Here is a 17,404-nt window from a genome sequence, read left to right as displayed (position 1 = left end):
AGAAGAAGAAGAAGAAGAAGAAGAAGAAGAAGAAGAAGAAGAAGAAGAAGAAGAAGAAGAAGAAGAAGAAGAAGAAGAAGAAGAAGAAGAAGAAGAAGAAGAAGAAGAAGAACGATGGTTCACGCACGACGACGCCTTGGGTCTGCCGCTGAGCGGCATCTCCGTGCGTTCCCTGCAGGACGCCTCCCCGGAGACCGACCGCGCCGCGCACTACACCCACGCCCTACCCGGCCTTTTCAGAGCACGCGGCAACGTCCCCGCCCTGTGGGCCCGTTCATGGGGCGAACGCACCGGGCTGATCGGACTCACCTGGATCGAGGAACGGCAGGCCATCCTGGTCGCACCCGGCTCCGGCATCCGGGGCGCCGGCCTCCTGCTCGGGCCGCTGCTCGCCCTGCCCCAGCACGACATCGCCATCGATTTCTGGCGTGCCATGGCCCTGCGCGGCTTCGAGGGGGGGCTCGCCTCCGCCGGACTCTCGCTCGAGGACACCTCGCTCGCTCTCTCTCTCTCTCTCTATAATATGGACGTGGCCGCCGACGGGCATTTTTTTTTTTTTTTTTTTTTTTTTTTTTTTTTTTTTGAGCGGGGCCGCTGGGCGGCCGATCTTTTCGCCCCGCGCTGCGGCGTGGTGACGTCGACGCCGTGTGCGTGAAGGGCGCGCTCGCCGTCGGGGCGGCCCGCCGTGCCGGGTGCCGGGGTGGGGGGGGCGTCGACCTCTCGACGGACTGCCCGACCGCCGCTTCCGCGTCAACAACGGCACGCCGCGCCCCATCACCGTCCATCATCTACTCCTCGACGACCACCCCGGCCTCGTCGACCGGTTCCCGCTCTCGCCGTCTTGCTGAGCGGGCAGCCGACTGGGCCACCACACACACACACACACACACACACACACACACACACACACGCGACACACACACACACACACACACACACACCGGACGGCCCGACGAGGTCGCCCCCCCCCGCATCCTCGGCGCCGAGACCTTCCCCCAGGGCGGGGGCCGACGGAGTCGCCGGTGCCTGCAGGCCAGGCACCCATCTGACCCTCCACCCCGACCTGTCCGCCGAACGTCTCGGCCTGCTCGCCGCACAGGAAGCCGGGCTGCGTGCCCATCCCCCCCCCCGGCTTCCTGCCGGAGGCCCGTCGGGACGTGGCGGCGCTGGGCCGGGACCCCGGGCCGCTGCCCGCCGCGCAGCCGCTCTGGGCCGCCGGAACCTCCGCCGCCCCCTGAGTCACGAGGAACCTTCATCGTGAACACTCCCCGGCCACGCATGCGACAGCCGTTCCGGCACTCCTCACCGTCTCCTCGCTCCTCGGGCCCCACTGCACTGCGGTGCCTCCGAGGCCGACGACGCGGCGAAGGGCTCCGGCGAGCAAGGCCAGCGTGACCGAGCGCATCCCCGAGCCGCCGGCGGCTCCACACGGCGTGCTCGCCCTCGGCAAGAAGGACAGCAGCCTCGACAAGGCAGACCTGTCCAAGGCGGGCGCCAAGGTCGAATGGACCGGCAGCGCCGGCCCGTTCGCCCGCCCGACCGCCGGCAGGCGATGAACGCGGACCAGCTGGACATCGCCACCGGGGATCCATCACCTCCGGCATCACCTCGCTCGCTTAACGCCCTGGCTTCAAGTTCTTCACCGCCGTCGACCCGGACGCCGCGGGAGAGGGCATCCTCTCGGCCGGAACGGCTCGGACATCACCTCGGTGGCCGACCTGGCCGGAAGAAGTTTTTGTGGCCGTGTAACCAGGGCGGCACGAGCGAGTACCTGCTGCTCCAAGGCTCTCGCCAAGGCCGGCATCCCGGCGGACGAGGGCAGAGGGGTCTATCTGCAGCCGGACCAGACGGCGGCGGTCTTCAACGCCGGCCAGGTCGATGCCTGGGCCGTCTGGGCCACCTACGCCGTCGCGGAGATCGGCAGCGGCAAGGCGCACTTCGTCGCCGACGGTGCGGCGCTCGGCTCCGACAACTACAGCCTCAATGCCGTACGGACAGAGTTCGCCGAGCAGCACCCGAAGGTCTTGAAGGCCCTCTACCAGTACCTCCACGAGGCCAGCGCCAAGGAGAAGCGGAACCCGGCCGCCTACCTCAACGTCTTCGCGGACGCCCGGCCCGACCGCCGTGACGGGGAAGGCCAAGGAGGTCCAGACGCGGTTCCTGGCACAGGGCGGCACCATCGACCCCATCGGCCCTGAGGACATCGAGCGCTTCAGGGCCGTCGCCGCGTTCTACGCCGAGCAGAAGGTCACCAGGACCCGAGTCGATGTCGCCCCCCACCTGCTCGACGTCCAGGAGCTGAAGTGAGCGACGCCGCCGCCGCTTCCCCCGGACTCGTCCGCCGGGAAGCCGACTCCGGCGAGCCCGCGGCCCCGCACACCGGCCTCGTCCGGCCGCGCCCCCAGCTCCGCAGAGCCCGCGGTCGGGGCTACGCGCTCGCCGTCCGCACCGTCGGCCCGGTCCTGCTGCTGGCCCTGTGGTGGGTGGCGTCCGCCACCGGACTCCTCACGCCCGACGTGCTGGCATCGCCCGGCGCAGTGGTCCGGGCCGTCGGTGAGCTGTGGGGCAACGGGCAGCTGCCCGACGCCCTCACCATCTCGCTCACCCGCTCCGGACTCGGCCTTCTGATCGGACTGGCCGCCGGACTGACCCTCGGCATCACCACCGGGTTCACCCGCCTCGGCGACGAACTCCTCGACTCCTCGCTCCAGACCCTGCGCACCATCCCCTTCCTCTCGCTGGTACCACTGTTCATGGTCTGGTTCGGGATCAACGAGACGGCGAAGGTCCTCCTCATCGCCGTCGCCACCACCTTCCCGATGTACGTGTCCACATCGAGCGGAGTCCGCAACACCGACCCGAAACTCATCGAGGCCATGCGGAGCTTCGGCCTGGGACGGCTCGCCCTCGTACGCGAAGTCGTGCTGCCCGGCGCCCTGCCGTCCCTGCTCGCCGGGCTGCGCCTGTCGATGACGCTCAGCGTCATCGCGCTGATCGCAGCCGAGGAGATCAACGCCACCGCCGGCATCGGCTATCTGATGTCCCAGGCGCAGAGCTACGCCCGCACCGACGTCCTGGCAGTCTGCATCCTCGTCTACGGACTCCTCGGACTGACCGCCGACATCGTCGTCCGGCTGCTGGAACGCCTGCTGATGCCGTGGCGCACTCCTCAGGGAGCCACCCGATGACCGATTCGACATCCGCTCCCGCCGTACGGGTACGAGGGCTGCGCCGCGTCTTCGGCACCAGGGCTGTGCTGGACGATCTCCGACTCGACATCGCCCGGGGAGAGTTCGTCGCACTGCTCGGGGCCAGCGGCAGCGGGAAGACGACTTTGCTGCGGATCCTCGGAGCCCTCGACGCCGCCGACGAGGGAGAGGTACTCGTTCCCGAGGCGCGCACCATCGTCTTCCAGGAACCCCGCCTCGTCCCGTCGAAGAAGGTTCTCGCCAACGTGACGGTCGGGCTGCCGCGCAGCCGCTCCGCGGACGGGCTCGGAGCGCTGGCCGAAGTCGGCCTGGAACGCCACGCCGGGGCCTGGCCGACCACCCTCTCCGGCGGAGAGGCCCAGCGCGTCGCACTTGCCCGCGCCCTGGTCCGTCAACCCGAACTCCTGCTGCTGGACGAGCCGTTCGCCGCGCTCGACGCACTGACCCGGCTGAAGATGCAGGCGCTCGTCGGTGAGCTGTGCCTCAGGCACCGGCCCGCCGTCCTCCTGGTCACCCACGACGTCGACGAGGCCGTACGGCTGGCCGACCGGGTCGCGGTCCTGCGTGACGGCCGGCTCGTCACCGACGAGAAGGTCGGGATCGGCCGGCCACGCGACCCCGGCGATCCCGCCTTCGCGGCCCTGCGCCGACGCCTTCTCGCCGACCTCGGCGTCGAGGCCCCCGCACCTTCCCTTCCTTCCCCCGCCCGAACCGAAGCCGGAGTGACCTGAATGACCATCACCATCGGTGTCCACAGCAGCAACCCGTCCCTCTACTACCTGTACCACCTCTCCCGGCTCGGCTTCGCCCAGCAGGAGTTGGACCCGCTGGGCGAGAGCGTCGTCTTCCACCCGTACACCAACGGCGTACGCACCGGAGAGCTCCTGACCCAGGGCGTCATCGACTTCGGCGGTACCGGGTCCACCCCGCCCGTCACCGCGCAGGCCACCGGGCACGACATCGTCTACACGGCCGTCTCCGCACCACGCCCCGGACACGGCGCGCTCCTCGTCGCCGAGGACAGCCCCATGCGGACCGTCGCCGACCTCAAGGGCTCGACCGTCCACCTGGCGATCGGCTCCTGGCAGACCCATCTGATCGCCAAGGCCCTGGACGACGCCGGGCTGTCCTACGCCGACGACATCACCGCCGTCCGCAGCGACGCCGGCAGCGAGCACCTGCTGCGCACCGGCGAGATCGCCGCCTGGATCGCCCAGGGGGCCGAGCTGGCCGCCGCGCGGCGCACCGGCGGGGTACGGACCCTGGTCCGTACCGGCGACGTCATCAGCGACCGTTCCGTCTTCTTCACCCGCCGCGACCTCGCCGAATCCCGGCCCGAAGCGATCGAGGCCCTGACCCGGGCGCTGAAGCGCGCCGACGAGTGGGCGGCGGCCCACCCCCGGCAGGCGGCCGGGATCGCGGCCGCCGACCTCGGCGGATCGGCGGACGACTGGGAGACCGCGCTTGCCTCCCTGCCCTGGGCGATCGAGCCCGTCACCGACGCGTTCATCGCCGAGCAGCAGGAGGCCGCCGACATCTTCCACCGGACCGGATTCATCGACCGCCCGATCACCGTGGCCCACGCCCGTGCCCGTGCCGCGGTCGGCAAGGCGGTATGACGACATGGCGACCGAAGTCCTCTGGTACATCATTCCGCGCGAAGGCGCCTACCCCTGGGAGCCCGCGGGCAGACGCCCGGTCGACCTCGGCTACCTGGGCCAGCTGGCCGGGACGGTGGAGCGGCTCGGCTACAGCGGCGCGCTCCTCGCCACCGACCTGTACGACGTCTGGCCGCTGGGCAGCGCGCTCGCCGCATCGACGAGCACTCGGTTCAAGCCGCTGCTCGCCGTCCACCCCGGGCTCGTCTCGCCGACGCTGCTCGCCAAGATGGCGCTCAGTTTCGACACGCTCTTCGGTGGCCGGCTGCGCTTCAACGTGGTCAACGGTTCGACGAAGTCGCTCCAGGAGTACGGACTCCACGTGGAGCACGACGAGCGGTACGAGCTGAGCGCGGAGTACTGGTCGATCGTGAAGCGCCTGACGGCCGGCGAGGTCTTCGACCACAAGGGCCGCTTCTACGACCTGAAGAACGCCGGAGCTTCCTTCCGGGAGCTGAAGCCGGTCCAGGACGGGCACATCCCGCTCTGGTTCGGCGGCTCGTCCGACGCCGGCATCGAGATGGCGGCCGAGCACGTCGACGTCTTCCTGACCTGGGGTGAGCCGCCGCACCTGCTGAAGGAGAAGCTGGAGAAGGTCCGGGCGAGGGCCGCCGCGTACGGCCGCACGCTCAGGATCGGACTGCGGCTGCATCTGATCGTCCGGGACACGGAGGAAGAGGCGTGGGCGGCCGCCGACCGACTGCTCGACGTCACCAGCGACGCGACGTACGCCCGCCAGCTCGGCGACCGGGCGGGCGAGGAAGGTGTGGGCTGGCAGCGGCAGTTCCGCCAGCACGGCGGGAAGGTTCCCGCGCACGCCCGTGAGCTGGAGGTCCATCCCAACATGTGGCCGGGCATGAGCCTGTTCCGGCCGGGGCCCGGCACCGCGGTGGTGGGCTCGACCGCGCAGGTCGTCGAAAGGCTCAGGGAGTTCGAGGGCCTGGGTGTCGACACCTTCATTCTCTCCGGCAACCCGCTCCTGGAGGAAGCGTACCGGGTCGCGGAGACGGTGCTGCCGGCGTTGGGTGTCACCCGCTGACGCGGCCGGGCGGTGCGCCGGCCGGCGGGGCCCGGGGACGAAGCGCGCCTGCGCGCCTCGGTGACCGGCCCCCGGCGGGAACTCGTCCTCCTCCGGGAGCATGCGCCGCGCGGGCGGGGGTGCGGTCCGACGGCGTCGGCGAGGTCGGCGGCCTCCTCGATCGCCTCGACGGAAAGACCGCCCGGTGTACGGCTGACCACGTCCGCCGACCGGGGGACGTAGTCGCCGAAGCAGGGAGGGAAAGCGTGCACGGCCTGCGCGTCGGGGTACCGCTCGCGGAAGGCGCGGCCGGCCCGCAGGGTGGTGGAGGACCTCGCAGTGCCGGGGCGGGCCGCGACGTGGGACCGGGCCGTGCGGTCGAGGGATTGCGCGGCCCCGTGCCGGGCCCCGGGGCATGGAGTGGCTGCTCCACCGGGGTCCGGGGTGGTGCCGAAGCCGGCTACTGCACGAGCGCTGCGGAGGGCGGCCTCGGTCCGTCACGGCCGTGGCGGCGGCGGTGGCTGGGCACGTACGGGAAGGGCCGGCGCGGCGTGGGTCGATGTCCCGCTCGCGTCCGGTACCCCGCCGCCGATGGTGGCGGGGTAGCGGACGGCCCGTTGGTCTCGGCGCCCGTTCAGCGACGTTCCCCGCGGAGGCGGGGGCGGGGCTGGAGGGTCTGGGCGAGAGGTGTCGTCAGGTGCGTGCCGGTGCCTGCGTCGCGGGGTGTCCGGTGCTGGGTGCCGGGATCAGGCGGGTGTTCATGGGCAGGTCGACATCGCCGTGCTCGCGTTCGAGCCAGCGTTGGACGAGGGTGAAGAGGATGTCGTTGAATCCGCCCCTGGGCAGGCCGGAGGCTCCGACGGTGTTGATGGTGGTGAAGGCTGCCGGGACCGCGACTTTGACGGACGAGTCCAGGAAGGGGTCCCGGGCCAGGTGGATGTGGTCCGCTTCCTCATCGCCGATGACGTAGCGGACGAAGGCGGTGACGAAGGGCCGGGCCGCCGGCGCCGCCGGTCCGGAGACGATTTTGGCCACGGCGTCGATGGCCTGCTGGGACTGGGCGTCGGCTTTGGCGGAGTCCTCGCTCAGGTGCTGCTTGAGGACCGCGGCGATGTGGAGCGAGTCCGCGACGGTGGTCGGCAGGATGTCGAGCGGCATGCCCAGCATCGCTCCGTAGACGCGCCACAGGTGCAGGTGGTCGGCCTGTTCCTGGGGCGTCATCGTGGTCCCGAATTTGGGCAGGGTGTCGTAGGCGGCGTTGGTGAACATCGTCCAGTTCTGCAGGAACGTGATCTGGTTGATCGGTGTCCCCCACCGGCCCTGGTCCCAGTGGTCGGCCTGGAGCAGGTGCCGGACGGCCGAGTGCATCATCCGCGTCTTGAGGAGGTCGACGAGCAGGTTGCTCGAAGGCCCGAACGGTTCGGCCTGGTAGAAGCCGACCAGGAGCTGTGCTGCTTTGCCTGCGAACAGTTCGGCGTCGTTCAGGTCGACGGCGCGGTCGATGGCGCTCATCTCCATCGGCATACGGACCCGGCCGATGGTGGTGTGCAGGGCCGCGGTGATGCCTTCCTCGATGGCGTGTTCCCGCTCGAACCGCTGGGCGCGGCTGACAGCGGCCCGGTCCGCCCAGGCCGGCACCACCAGACCCGCGGTCAGGAAGGAGACGACCTTGTCCGGCAGGCCGTCCGGCAGAGGTTGTCCGTTGACCTTCCAGTCGTGCAGGAGCTCGTTGACGCGCTCGACCTGCCCGTGCGCGAACAGGTCACCGACCACCGCGTCGGAGTCCGGGTCGCCGACGTTCATGAGCCGGTCCAGCAGAGCGAGGTCGGCGGGGGTCGGAACCACCGGACCCGCCCCCACCGGCGTCATCACCTTACGAAATCGTTCAGTCACCATGAGTGGCCACCCTAGCCGGTCCGGGACAGGGCCGGCCGCCTGCCCGGTGAGGCCGCCTCGCACCCCGTGCGGGAGCGGACGAGGAAGGCGGCCGATCCGGCAGGGCAAACCCTGGCTCGGACGCGACCACCCCTGTCTCGCTCGGCTGTGGCCTCGCGCTCGCGGGCGGTGGGCGGGGCAGGGGCAAGGCTCGCTCAAGGGCGGACGCACTGTTCTTCGGCCCAGGCCGGGAGGGGTCAGCGCCTGTCACCAGCGCGGGCTACTGGGTGGCGGCCGATCCGGAGGGAAGCGGCTTCCGCTGGGAGCCGGCGGTGGGGAACCTCACCCCGGTGAGGTCTTCGGAGACGGCCCACAGCCGCTGCTGGACGGCTGCGTCGTACGACTGCGGGCTGGAGGTCACCAGCCGGGGGTGGCCCATGATCTCGTTGCGTCCGCCGGGGCCGTAGTACTGGCCGCCGAGCACGGCGGCGTCGGTGGCGGCGCGCAGGGTCGGCAGCGCGCCCATCGCCGGCGTCTGGGTGATCAGCGGCGCGAGCCGGGTGAGCGGAAGGCGGAGGGCCGCGGGGCTGTTGCGGGCGAGTTCGGTGCTGGACATGCCGGGGTGTGCGGCCACCGCGACGGTGGTGCCGTACGTGGCAAGCCGACGCTGCAGCTCGTACGTGAACATGAGGTTGGCCAGCTTGGACTGACCATAGGCGGCGACCCGGCCGTAGGACCGCTCCCCCTGCAAGTCGTCGAAGTGGATCGCGGCCCGGATGCGGTGGCCGGTGCTGCTGACCGTCACCACGCGCGAGCCGGACACCGGCAGCATCAGCTCCAGCAGCAGCCCGGTGAGCGCGAAGTGACCGAGGTGGTTGGTGCCGAACTGCATCTCGAAGCCGTCGCGGGTGGTCTGCTTCGGGGTGTACATCACGCCCGCGTTGTTGATCAGCAGGTCGATCCGGTCGAGCCGCGACCGCAGCGACGCCGCCGCGGCCCGGACGGAGTCGAGGGAGGTCAGGTCCAGCTCCTGGACGGTCACGTCACCGGTCATGCGCGCTGCGGCTCGCTCGCCCTTCCCGACATCGCGCACGGCGAGCACCACGGAGGCGCCGCGCCCGGCCAACGCCTTGGCGGTCTCGTAGCCCAGGCCGGTATTGGCCCCGGTCACCACGGCCACCCGCCCGCGCTGGTCCGGGATGTACGCCGTCGTCCACTTCTCGCCCATGCCGGACTCCCACCTGGTTAAGTACCGAAGGTATCTTGTTTCCACGAAGCTAAAGTACTCTCGGTACGTTGTCAACGTACCGGGGGTACTTAAGTTAGGCTGGTGACCGTGACTTTCCAGCGGGCGCGCACCGAAGAGCAGCGGGAGATCCGGCGACGGGCGATCCTCGACATGACATCGGCGATGCTGGACGAGATGCCGGTGGCCTCGGTCACCCTGAACGAACTCAGCCGCCGGGTGGGCCTGGCGAAGCCGAACGTGCTGCGCTACTTCGAGTCCCGCGAGGCGGTGCTGCTGGAACTGCTGGACCGCTTCCTGCAGGAGTGGCTGACGGAACTGGCAGGAGAGCTGACCGCCGACGTCGACGAAAACCTGCCCATGGCCGAGCGAGCGGTGGCGGTGGCCGAGATCCTCAGCCGCTCACTCTCCGGCCGAGCGGTACTGTGCGACCTCTTCGGCGCTCAGGGCAGCGTCCTGGAACACAACGTCTCCGTCGAGGTCGTCGCACGGTACAAGCGCGCCTCTCTGGACCGCCTGGCAACCATGACCTCACTGCTCCTGACGTACCTGCCGGAGCTGGGCGAGAACGCGACGATGTTCAGCCTGCAGACCATGGTCCTGGCCGGCGCGCTGTCGGCGTACAGCACTCCCCCGGCCAGCCTGCAAGCGGCCTACCGGGCCGAGCCCGACCTCGCACGCTTCCACCTGGAGTTGAAGGACTCCCTGAAACTGGCCCTGACGACGACCCTCCTGGGCGCGCTCCCCCGCAGCTGACCCGCGGCGTTCCGAGCCTCTTGCGACCTGAGGGCGCGGGTCGCGTGGGGCGGAGCCGCGGAACGGCGAAGCCCTTGGTGGACGGGTCCGCGGCCAAGATCCACCGTCCGCCCTTGACCCGTCGTCGATCGACCTTCCAGACGCCCCCTGCGGTACCCGACCGGACGACTCGCCGCACGGCGGGGCGAGGTCGGGACCCGGTGGCGGTGTCTGACCGCCGGCGTCCGGCAGCGTGCCGCCGGGCGCGGGGGTGCTCAGGCAGTCGTGGTGTGCGGCGGCGCAGGTCCCCACGGCGCGGCCGAGGCCCTGCCGCCGAGGGAGCCGGTCAGCGGCCTGCGAAGCATCGGGGGCACCGGGCGGGTGCCCTCGGCGCAGACACCCACCCGGACTCGGCAAACCCGGACCTAGGGACGGCGCCGGGAGCTGTTTTCCCAACCGTCCAGCACCTCAGCAGCCGCGTACGCCGACTGCCTGCACCTTTGAGTACCCCCCACGCGGAAACCAAACATCTCGGCACTTGTGGGTCGGAACCGACGGAAATGCTCGGGGACCCCACGCCGGCGGGCGCTGCCGCCGGGTCCGCGAGCCGGGCCGCCTTGTCACGGTTCCGGTTTGGTGGTCGGGGTCACCGGGGCGGGGCGGGTATCAGGAGAGGGGAAGACCGACGCCCGCTTCTGGCCGGCCGCGCCGGCGGCCGGCGTTCAGGGCACGGCCCGGGTCCCGGGGCGTGTTTCCCGTGGGCTGGCCGGCACGGTTGCCCCCGCCGGCTTGTGGGCCGGTGGGGGCAACCGTGCCGGGTGGTCCGGGTCCGGCGGCCGGCCGGTGTCAGGGGCAGGTGACGAGAACGATGGACAGCGCGTTGCAGGTGACGGCGGCGGTGTCGTTGGCGGCGCTGGTGTCGGCGGGTGCGGAGGCGGTGCGCTGGCCGGTGACGGTGACCGGGCCGAGGCTCAGCAGGCCGAGCGGGACGCGGAAGGTCTTGTTGACGCTCGCGCCGTTGGCGATGGCCCCGTAGGAGCAGGTCACCGTGGTGCCGCTGGTGGTGCATCCGGTGGAGAGGCCGGTGGCCGAGGCGCCCGGCGGGAGTGCCGCCTTCACGGTCGCGGAGGTGACCGGGTGGGGGCCGGTGTTGCGGGCGGTCAGGGTGTAGGTGATGTAGGGCGCCAGGATGCCCAGCCGCGGCTGGGCGGTGAGGTCGACATCGACGTCCGCGGTCGGCGGGGTGGCGACGGTGGTGGACTGGGCTGCGGTGTTGTCGCCGGGGACCGGGTCGGTCTCGGTGGCCGCGGCGGTGACGGTGGCGGTCAGGGTGCCGGCCGCGGTCGGGGTCACGTTCACGGTGAGGGTGGCCGACGCGCCGTCGGCGACCGTGCCCAGGGCGCACGTGACGGTCGGCGCGGTGACGGTGCAGGAGCCCTGGGAAGCGCTCGCCGAGGTGATGGTGCGGGCGGCACCGGAGAGGGTGATCGTGGCAGTGGTGCCCGTGGCGGCCTCGGAGCCGTTGTTGCCGACGGTGGCGGTGTAGGTGAGGGGGTCGCCGGCGTTGACCGGGTCGGGGGCGTCGGTGACGGCGACGGTCAGGTCCGCGGTGGGTACCGCGGTGCCGGCGGGGGCGAAGGCGACCGCGTACGGGAAGGGGCCGAGGGGAAAGGTCGCGGTGACGGTGTTGGTGGCGGTGTCGATGACCGACATGGTGCCGTTGTAGCCGTTGGGGACGTACACCGAGGTGCCGTCGGGGGTGACCGCGGACTCGAACGGGCCGTTGCCGACGCCGACGGTGGCGACGACGGTGTTGCTGGTGGTGTCGATCACCGAGACTGAGGACGCGCTGTTGTTGCTGGCGTAGGCGCGGGTGCCGTCCGGGGAGAGCGAGAGGCCGAAGGGGCCGATACCGACAGGGACGGTCGCGGTGACGGTGTTGGTGGCGGTGTCGATCACGGAGACGGTGTGGGAGTTCTGGTTGCCGACGTAGGCGCGGGTGCCGTCCGGGGTCACCTTGATGACGTTGGGTTTCAGGCCGGTGCCGACGGTCGCGACGACGGTGTCGGTGGTGGTGTCGATCACCGACACCGTGTTGCCGTTGTTGTTGGAGACGTAGGCGCGGGTGCCGTCCGGGGACAGTGCGATGCCGAACGGGAGGGCGCCGACCGCGACGGTCCCGGTGAGCGTGTTGGTGGCGGTGTCGAGGACGGAGACGGTGTTCGCGCCGGAGTTCGCGGTGTAGAGGGTGGCGCCGTCCGGGGACACCGCGAGCTTGATGGGGCCGTTGCCGACCGCGGGGGTCGCGGTGACGGTGTTGGTGGTGGTGTCGATCACCGAAACGGAGGACGAGCCGTTGTTCGCGACGTAGGCGCGGGTACCGTCCGGGGACACCACCACCCCGATCGGGGAAGCTCCCACGGGGATGGTCGCGACAGCCGTGTTGGTGGCCGTGTCGAGCGCCGTCACGGTGTTGCCGCTCAGGTCGGCGACGTACGCCACGGGGGCGGGCGGCAGCGCCTGCGCGGCCGGGGGGGCAGCGCGACCAGTCCGGTGACGGCGAGTGCGCCGGCGGCGACCAGTGCGGAGAATCTGCGTCGCAGACGCGACGGGCGTAACGCGGAGCGTGAGGACATCAGGTGCCTCGACCCTTCTTCGAGGTCCGCCCCGCGTCGGGGTGCCGGGAGGCGGCGGTCCCTGGGCGCCGGATGTTCGCCGCCCCCGGGCCCCCGCCGCCGGGACGTACCCGCCGCGGAGCGAACATCCCTGGCGGCCAACGACGTTGGCCCCCTCGACGCCCCCAGCATGGCACTCCGGCCTCCCGCACCGGTTCCGAACCGGCACATCCGCACGCGCGTGGCCCAAAAGGGACGTCGCCGCCCCGCGACGGGGCGTGCGGGCGTGCGCGAAGGGGGGCCCGTTCGCCGCCGCGCCGGTGATCACGGTGAGGATGACGATGGAGACCAGCGGCGCGGGCTCGGCAGCGAGACGTGCGGCAGAGCTCGCGCCCCGACGAGGAGGAGAGGGTGGACCGATGAGGAGGAGAGGGCCGGCAGGCGCGAACCCGGGCTGCCGGTGCGGGCGGAAGCCCAGGTCCGGCGGTCGGCAGGCGGCCTGGCCCGTTCTCCGAGGACCGGCCCGGCGCGGCCGGAGCCGGGCGGCCGGATCGAAGAAGGGTGAACGGGGCTCGCCGAGCGGGGCACCGAGAGGCGCGGTGAAGTCCCACCGTACTTACGGGATGAGCCGGGATGAGCCGACCACGGGCCGCCCCGGCCCCGCCACGAAGCCCGACATTCGCAGTCGGGGGCGACTCTTCGCGCTGTCCGCCGACCGTGGACGAGATCGCTGAGTCAGCAGGAGCGGCGACCGCCGCCGACGCCGTTCCTGGTCTGGGCCGGCGTCGGGGTCGGCGGTGAGCCGGAGCTCCCGGCCGGCCGTCAGAAACCCTTGGGGGGCGCGGTCGGCCCGGCGGGCTGCGCGGTCAGCGGCGACCGCCGACGCGGCGATCGTCGGCCAGTGCGGTCAGCGGGCCGTACTCGCAGGCGAGCTGGCTCCACGTCAGGACCTCGCCACAGCGGGCCGGGAATTCCTTCGGGTCGAATTCCGGCATGGTCCAGGTGCCCATGCCCCGGTCCCGCAGCCACAGGTCCCCGTCACCGTCGACCACCGTCGGCGGAACCGGAACGGGCTCCGCCTCGTCGGTGGGCCCCCAGGTGGCCCGGCCCGGGTGGGAAACGCGGCGCAGTTCGGTGGTGGCCAGCCGTGCGGCCACCTCACGCCTTGACTCCTCCGTGTCCTTGACCGACTCGAGCCGGAACGCGTCGGCAAGTATGGGCAGGGCTGGATTCTTGCTGCGCTTGGAACTCATACGCGACTACCTCCGTGGGGGGCGGCACATCCGTTGTGCACCCCGTCCAGGAGCACGGTATCCGAGGCGGGAGCCTGGTCGGCCACGGGCGCTGCCCAGGTCCGCCCCGCGATGACGTCGGTGAACCCGTGCGCGCCGAGGTATGTGCGGGGCAGGCCCGCCCGTACGCCCCGGCATCCGGTGACGGCCCCGGAGCGACGTGGCGTCGCGGGGCGCGCGGCGGGAGGGCGGCACTCAGCAGTCCTGCGGTCAGTGAGCGGGGGAAGGGCTCGGCGGGGCGAACGTGGCGGCGGCGAATTGGCCGGCGCCGAGCTCCGGACGCGGGGCTCGGCGGCGGGCAGTGCGACGGGACGGACTCCGCCGGCGGGACGGAGGAGGTGTTCGTGCTTCGGTCACCCGCAGGTGCGTCACGTCGGAGCAGAGCCGCTCCCGCGGGTCGGGGCCGACGATTCGCGCGCCCGACGGCGAGAGAAGCACTCCGGGCGCCGAAAGGAGCCGGAGCGGACGACGATGATGCGGTCCAGGCGGCGCAGCACCAGCGTGCTGCGCCGCCTGGATTCGGAGCCTTCGGAGGGGGCTGCAGGCGAGCGGCGTGGGCGCCACGTGGCCCGGTCCGGGAGCGCGCGGGGGTGGCAGGATGACGCGGTGTCCGACCTTCTGCGGGAACTCTGGCTGCGCGGCGTCGCCTTCAATCCGGCGGCGACCTCCGACGTACTGATACGCCTGATGGATCCAGCGGCCGGTGATCTCGGCCGGCTGATGTGCGGGGACCGTGATCTGCCCGACGCCGTCATCGACGCAGCCCTGCGTCACCCCGAGTGGCGGATCCGCGGCGCGCTCGCCCGCAACCAGCACGTGGATCCTTCGCGGCTCGCTCCCTTGGCGAGGGACCCGTCGGGACTCGTCCGCGCGCGGCTCGCCCACCCCCGCCTGTACCCCTGGCCGAGCCGGGTACGGCCGCTGCCGGACGACATCCTCCTCACCCTCCTGACTGCCCGGGAGGGGGGCGAGGACGGCAAGGTCACCGCGGAAGAGATCATCGGGGAACTCGACTCGTCCCGGCAGATCCCGCTGTCCTTCTTCCGCTCCCTGGCCGGCCACGAGGACCCCGCACTGCGGATACGGGCCACTGGGCGGTGGGAGTCGCTGACCCTGGCGCAGCGGGCGGGCCTGCTCGACGATCCGGACCCCGCGGTCCGTGAAGCGGCGCGGGACAGGAACTGGGAGCTGGACCCGGAACGGGTGGAGGCCGGGCTGGCGTTGATCCGTCCGAGCAGCAGGCCGTTCGTGCTCGGCAGGTGCGTTCTGTCGCCGACGCTCGTCGAGCAGTGCTTCGCGGACGGCACGGTGCACCCCCTGGCCCGGAATCCCCACACTCCGGCCGACGCCGTCGCCCGGCTCGCCCGGCATTGCGAGGCGAAGGTCCGCGAGATGGTCGCCGCCCGGCCGGACCTGGGAGCGGACCTGGTGGCGGAGCTGAGTGCGGACCCGGACGAGGGTGTGCGGACGCGCGCGCGCCTCCACCCCTTTCCCCGCACGTGGGCCGAGTACGACGTGATCGGCCGGGTCGTCGGGCACGGTCCTGCGTGCGTCTGCCCGATCACCGAGCCGGACCCCGAGCCGGCCACCGTGCCGTCGCCCGGCTGGTTCGCCGCCTGCGCGGTGTCCGGGGAAACGGTGCTGCGTCGGGTTGCGGCGAGCTGGTCCGGCCTGCCCGCAGGACTCGTCGGGAGACTCGCGCAGGACGACGACGAGGAGGTCCGGATCCGGCTGGCCCGCAACCACCCGTTGGCTCCGCCACACCTCCTCCTGGACGTCTTCGTCACCCGCCCGGACCACCGTGGGGACCTGCTGACGCTGCCCGGCTTCCCGCGCACCGGCCGGACCCACCTCATCGGCCACCCGGATCCGGAGGTACGCGCCCTGGCAGCAGCCGATCCCACCCTGCCCGGACCACCGGTGGACGACGCCGACGAGGGGGTGCGCCGGGCCGCCGCCGCCAACCCGAGCCTGACACCGGAAACCCTGGAGATCCTCCTCACCGCCCCCCGCACCGCGGAAGGCGCCGCGGCCAACCCGTCCCTCCCCGTACCCCGTATGCACGCACTTCTGGACCGCTGCCTCGGCGGAGCCGCCGCCCCACCGACCGCGGTGGGACGCCGGGAGGCTTCGCCCGCTTGGTGATCGCAGGCGGGGCAGCCCCGTCGCTGCCCGGCTACCCCGGCGCGCCGGAGTGCGGCGCCGCCGGGGCGGGAGACTCCGCGGCGATCCGTCCGCGGCCTTCTCCCGAGGCGCCGGCCCGTGACTGCCGTCGGGCGGGCGCGGTGGTTCCGGTGAGGGGGTCCGCCGCCCCGTTGACGCTGTCGATCACCGGGCTGTCACGTGGGCCCGGGTCTCCTCTCCGTGGGGCCGGTGTCGTGCGTGGTGTGTCCGCGGTGACGGGCGGGGTGTCCCGGGTCCTGTTCCGGGACCCGGGACACCCCTGTGCCTGGTCTGGTCCTGTTCCGGGACCTGGGACACCCCGGTGTCTGTGCGCGCCGGGGTGCGTTCGCGGCTCGGGGGGGGTGTCAGACGGTTGCCGCCGGCGGCCGGGAGAAGCCGTCGAGTCCGGCGGGGTGCTGTCGCAGGCCGGCCGGGGTCAGCCAGTCGAAGGTGTCGTGGACCGCGGGTCCCAGGCCCAGCCCTTCGGTGATCTGTTCGCGCAGGCGGTTGGAGGCGAAGGCGCCGATGACGTTCATCTGGGCGTCTCTGTAGTGGCGTTCGACCTCGTGGCCGGAGGTCACTCCGAAGGCGCCGTGGATCTGTACGGCGCGTCCGGTGACCTGGACGGCCATTTCCGTGGCGTACACCTTCAGCATGCCGATCAGGTGCTGGGCGGATCTGCCCGCCGCGCGCTCGTCGGCGGCGCGGCGGGCGAGTACCCAGCCGGCGTCGATCTGTGCGCGGGACTCGGCCAGTTGGGCCTGGACGCCTTCCATGTGTGCCAGGGGGCGGCCGAACGAGACGCGTTCGTGGGCGTGCCGGACCGAGGCGGTCAGTGCGGATTCGGCGGTGGCGAGGGCGGCGACCGAGACGAGGAGCCATCCCCAGGTCATTCCCTTGGCGAGTTCGCCGAACGGGACGGGTACGACGTCTTCCCGGGCGACGGGTACGTCGGAGAGGACGAGGCCGCCCCAGGGCATGCCCCGCAGTCCCATGTGTGCTGTTTCGTAGCGGTGGACGCCGGGCTGGTGCAGATCGACGAAGGCCAGGCACCATTCCGGGCCGGTGTCGCCGTTCTGTCGCTCCCTGCGGGCGAGTGCCACGGCCACGTCGGCGGTGGGCGCGTTGGTGATGCGGGATTTCTCCCCCCGGATGACGAAGCCGCCCGAGGGCCCGCCGTCGGGGCGCACGGTGGTGCGGTACGTGCCGGCGTCGCTGCCGGCCGTCGGCTCCGCGATGGCGAAGCAGGCCGTCTTCTCGCCCGACAGCAGGGAGCGGAGCAGTTTGTCGTGGTGGCGCAGGTCGCCGTAGGTGGAGACGAGTTTGCCGCAGAGCAGCGCGGAGACGGTCGCCGACCAGTAGGTGCCGGAGCAGGCGCGGGCGAGTGCGTGCATCGCGTCGATCTGGGTGGCTGCGCCGGCGCCGGTGCCGCCGTGCTCCGGGGGGTGGAAGAGCCGCAGGTATCCGCTGTCGACGATCTCTCTCCAGTTTTCGGGGGGTATGTGGCCGGTGGTATCGGTTTGGGGGGCGCGGGCGGTGATGCCGGGGAAGTTCAGCGCGGTGCGGTAGGGGTTGCGTTCGGTGTTCATCGCG

General features: G+C 71.7%; 13 protein-coding genes and 2 pseudogenes. 10 read left to right on the top strand and 5 right to left on the bottom strand.

The window, feature by feature from the left end; genetic code table 11:
• Positions 1 to 136: 136 nt before the first annotated feature.
• The 8 genes and pseudogenes from PZB77_RS30525 to PZB77_RS30490 all read left to right on the top strand — a co-directional run.
• Positions 137 to 867, top strand: a pseudogene (locus PZB77_RS30525) (hypothetical protein); the annotation flags it as partial.
• Positions 868 to 945: 78 nt separating this feature from the next.
• A pseudogene (locus PZB77_RS30520) lies at positions 946 to 1,238 on the top strand (hypothetical protein); the annotation flags it as partial.
• 153 nt (positions 1,239 to 1,391) lie between these two features.
• A complete protein-coding gene (locus tag PZB77_RS30515) occupies positions 1,392 to 1,556 on the top strand; it encodes a hypothetical protein (RefSeq protein ID WP_275495841.1) in 165 nt (54 codons plus the stop codon).
• A 153-nt stretch (positions 1,557 to 1,709) separates the two neighbouring features.
• Positions 1,710 to 2,198 carry an ABC transporter substrate-binding protein gene (locus PZB77_RS30510; protein ID WP_275495840.1) on the top strand — a complete coding sequence of 163 codons (489 nt, stop codon included), beginning with the start codon at positions 1,710 to 1,712 and terminating at the stop codon, positions 2,196 to 2,198.
• Between the two features lie 105 nt (positions 2,199 to 2,303).
• Positions 2,304 to 3,188 (top strand): ABC transporter permease, encoded by an 885-nt coding sequence (locus tag PZB77_RS30505; RefSeq protein WP_275495839.1) that lies wholly within the window; start codon positions 2,304 to 2,306, stop codon positions 3,186 to 3,188.
• Positions 3,185 to 3,940, top strand: coding sequence for an ABC transporter ATP-binding protein (locus tag PZB77_RS30500; RefSeq protein ID WP_275490466.1), 756 nt, complete (start codon positions 3,185 to 3,187; stop codon positions 3,938 to 3,940). Before PZB77_RS30505 ends, PZB77_RS30500 begins: the two co-directional genes overlap by 4 nt.
• Positions 3,941 to 4,828: an ABC transporter substrate-binding protein gene (locus PZB77_RS30495; RefSeq protein ID WP_275490467.1), complete on the top strand. Its 888-nt coding sequence runs from the start codon at positions 3,941 to 3,943 to the stop codon at positions 4,826 to 4,828.
• Between the two features lie 4 nt (positions 4,829 to 4,832).
• Complete coding sequence (locus tag PZB77_RS30490) at positions 4,833 to 5,906, top strand: LLM class flavin-dependent oxidoreductase (protein ID WP_275490468.1); 1,074 nt, start codon at positions 4,833 to 4,835, stop codon at positions 5,904 to 5,906.
• A 672-nt stretch (positions 5,907 to 6,578) separates the two neighbouring features.
• Here the strand turns inward: PZB77_RS30490 and PZB77_RS30485 are convergent.
• Both PZB77_RS30485 and PZB77_RS30480 read right to left on the bottom strand, forming a co-directional pair.
• Complete coding sequence (locus tag PZB77_RS30485) at positions 6,579 to 7,781, bottom strand: oxygenase MpaB family protein (RefSeq protein WP_275490469.1); 1,203 nt, start codon at positions 7,779 to 7,781, stop codon at positions 6,579 to 6,581.
• A 259-nt stretch (positions 7,782 to 8,040) separates the two neighbouring features.
• The gene (locus PZB77_RS30480; RefSeq protein ID WP_275490470.1) at positions 8,041 to 8,988 is read right to left on the bottom strand and encodes an SDR family NAD(P)-dependent oxidoreductase; all 948 of its coding nucleotides are present in this window, start codon (positions 8,986 to 8,988) and stop codon (positions 8,041 to 8,043) included.
• Positions 8,989 to 9,096: 108 nt separating this feature from the next.
• Between PZB77_RS30480 and PZB77_RS30475 the strand changes: the two genes are divergently transcribed.
• On the top strand, positions 9,097 to 9,762 hold the full coding sequence (locus PZB77_RS30475; RefSeq protein ID WP_275495855.1) for a TetR/AcrR family transcriptional regulator: 666 nt from the start codon (positions 9,097 to 9,099) through the stop codon (positions 9,760 to 9,762).
• An 825-nt stretch (positions 9,763 to 10,587) separates the two neighbouring features.
• Here the strand turns inward: PZB77_RS30475 and PZB77_RS30470 are convergent.
• Together PZB77_RS30470 and PZB77_RS30465 are read right to left on the bottom strand one after the other, a co-directional pair.
• A complete protein-coding gene (locus PZB77_RS30470) occupies positions 10,588 to 12,243 on the bottom strand; it encodes a beta-propeller fold lactonase family protein (RefSeq protein ID WP_275495838.1) in 1,656 nt (551 codons plus the stop codon).
• 979 nt (positions 12,244 to 13,222) lie between these two features.
• The gene (locus PZB77_RS30465) at positions 13,223 to 13,609 is read right to left on the bottom strand and encodes a hypothetical protein (RefSeq protein WP_275495837.1); all 387 of its coding nucleotides are present in this window, start codon (positions 13,607 to 13,609) and stop codon (positions 13,223 to 13,225) included.
• Between the two features lie 645 nt (positions 13,610 to 14,254).
• Between PZB77_RS30465 and PZB77_RS30460 the strand changes: the two genes are divergently transcribed.
• Entirely contained in the window at positions 14,255 to 15,793 is a 1,539-nt protein-coding gene (locus tag PZB77_RS30460) for a hypothetical protein (RefSeq protein ID WP_275495836.1), read from the top strand.
• A 383-nt stretch (positions 15,794 to 16,176) separates the two neighbouring features.
• Here PZB77_RS30460 and PZB77_RS30455 read toward each other — a convergent pair whose 3' ends face one another.
• Complete coding sequence (locus PZB77_RS30455; RefSeq protein ID WP_275490474.1) at positions 16,177 to 17,400, bottom strand: acyl-CoA dehydrogenase family protein; 1,224 nt, start codon at positions 17,398 to 17,400, stop codon at positions 16,177 to 16,179.
• Positions 17,401 to 17,404: the final 4 nt, after the last annotated feature.

Source organism: Streptomyces sp. AM 2-1-1 (genome assembly GCF_029167645.1).
Taxonomy (GTDB): domain Bacteria; phylum Actinomycetota; class Actinomycetes; order Streptomycetales; family Streptomycetaceae; genus Streptomyces.
This window is presented reverse-complemented; position numbering and strand designations above follow the sequence as displayed.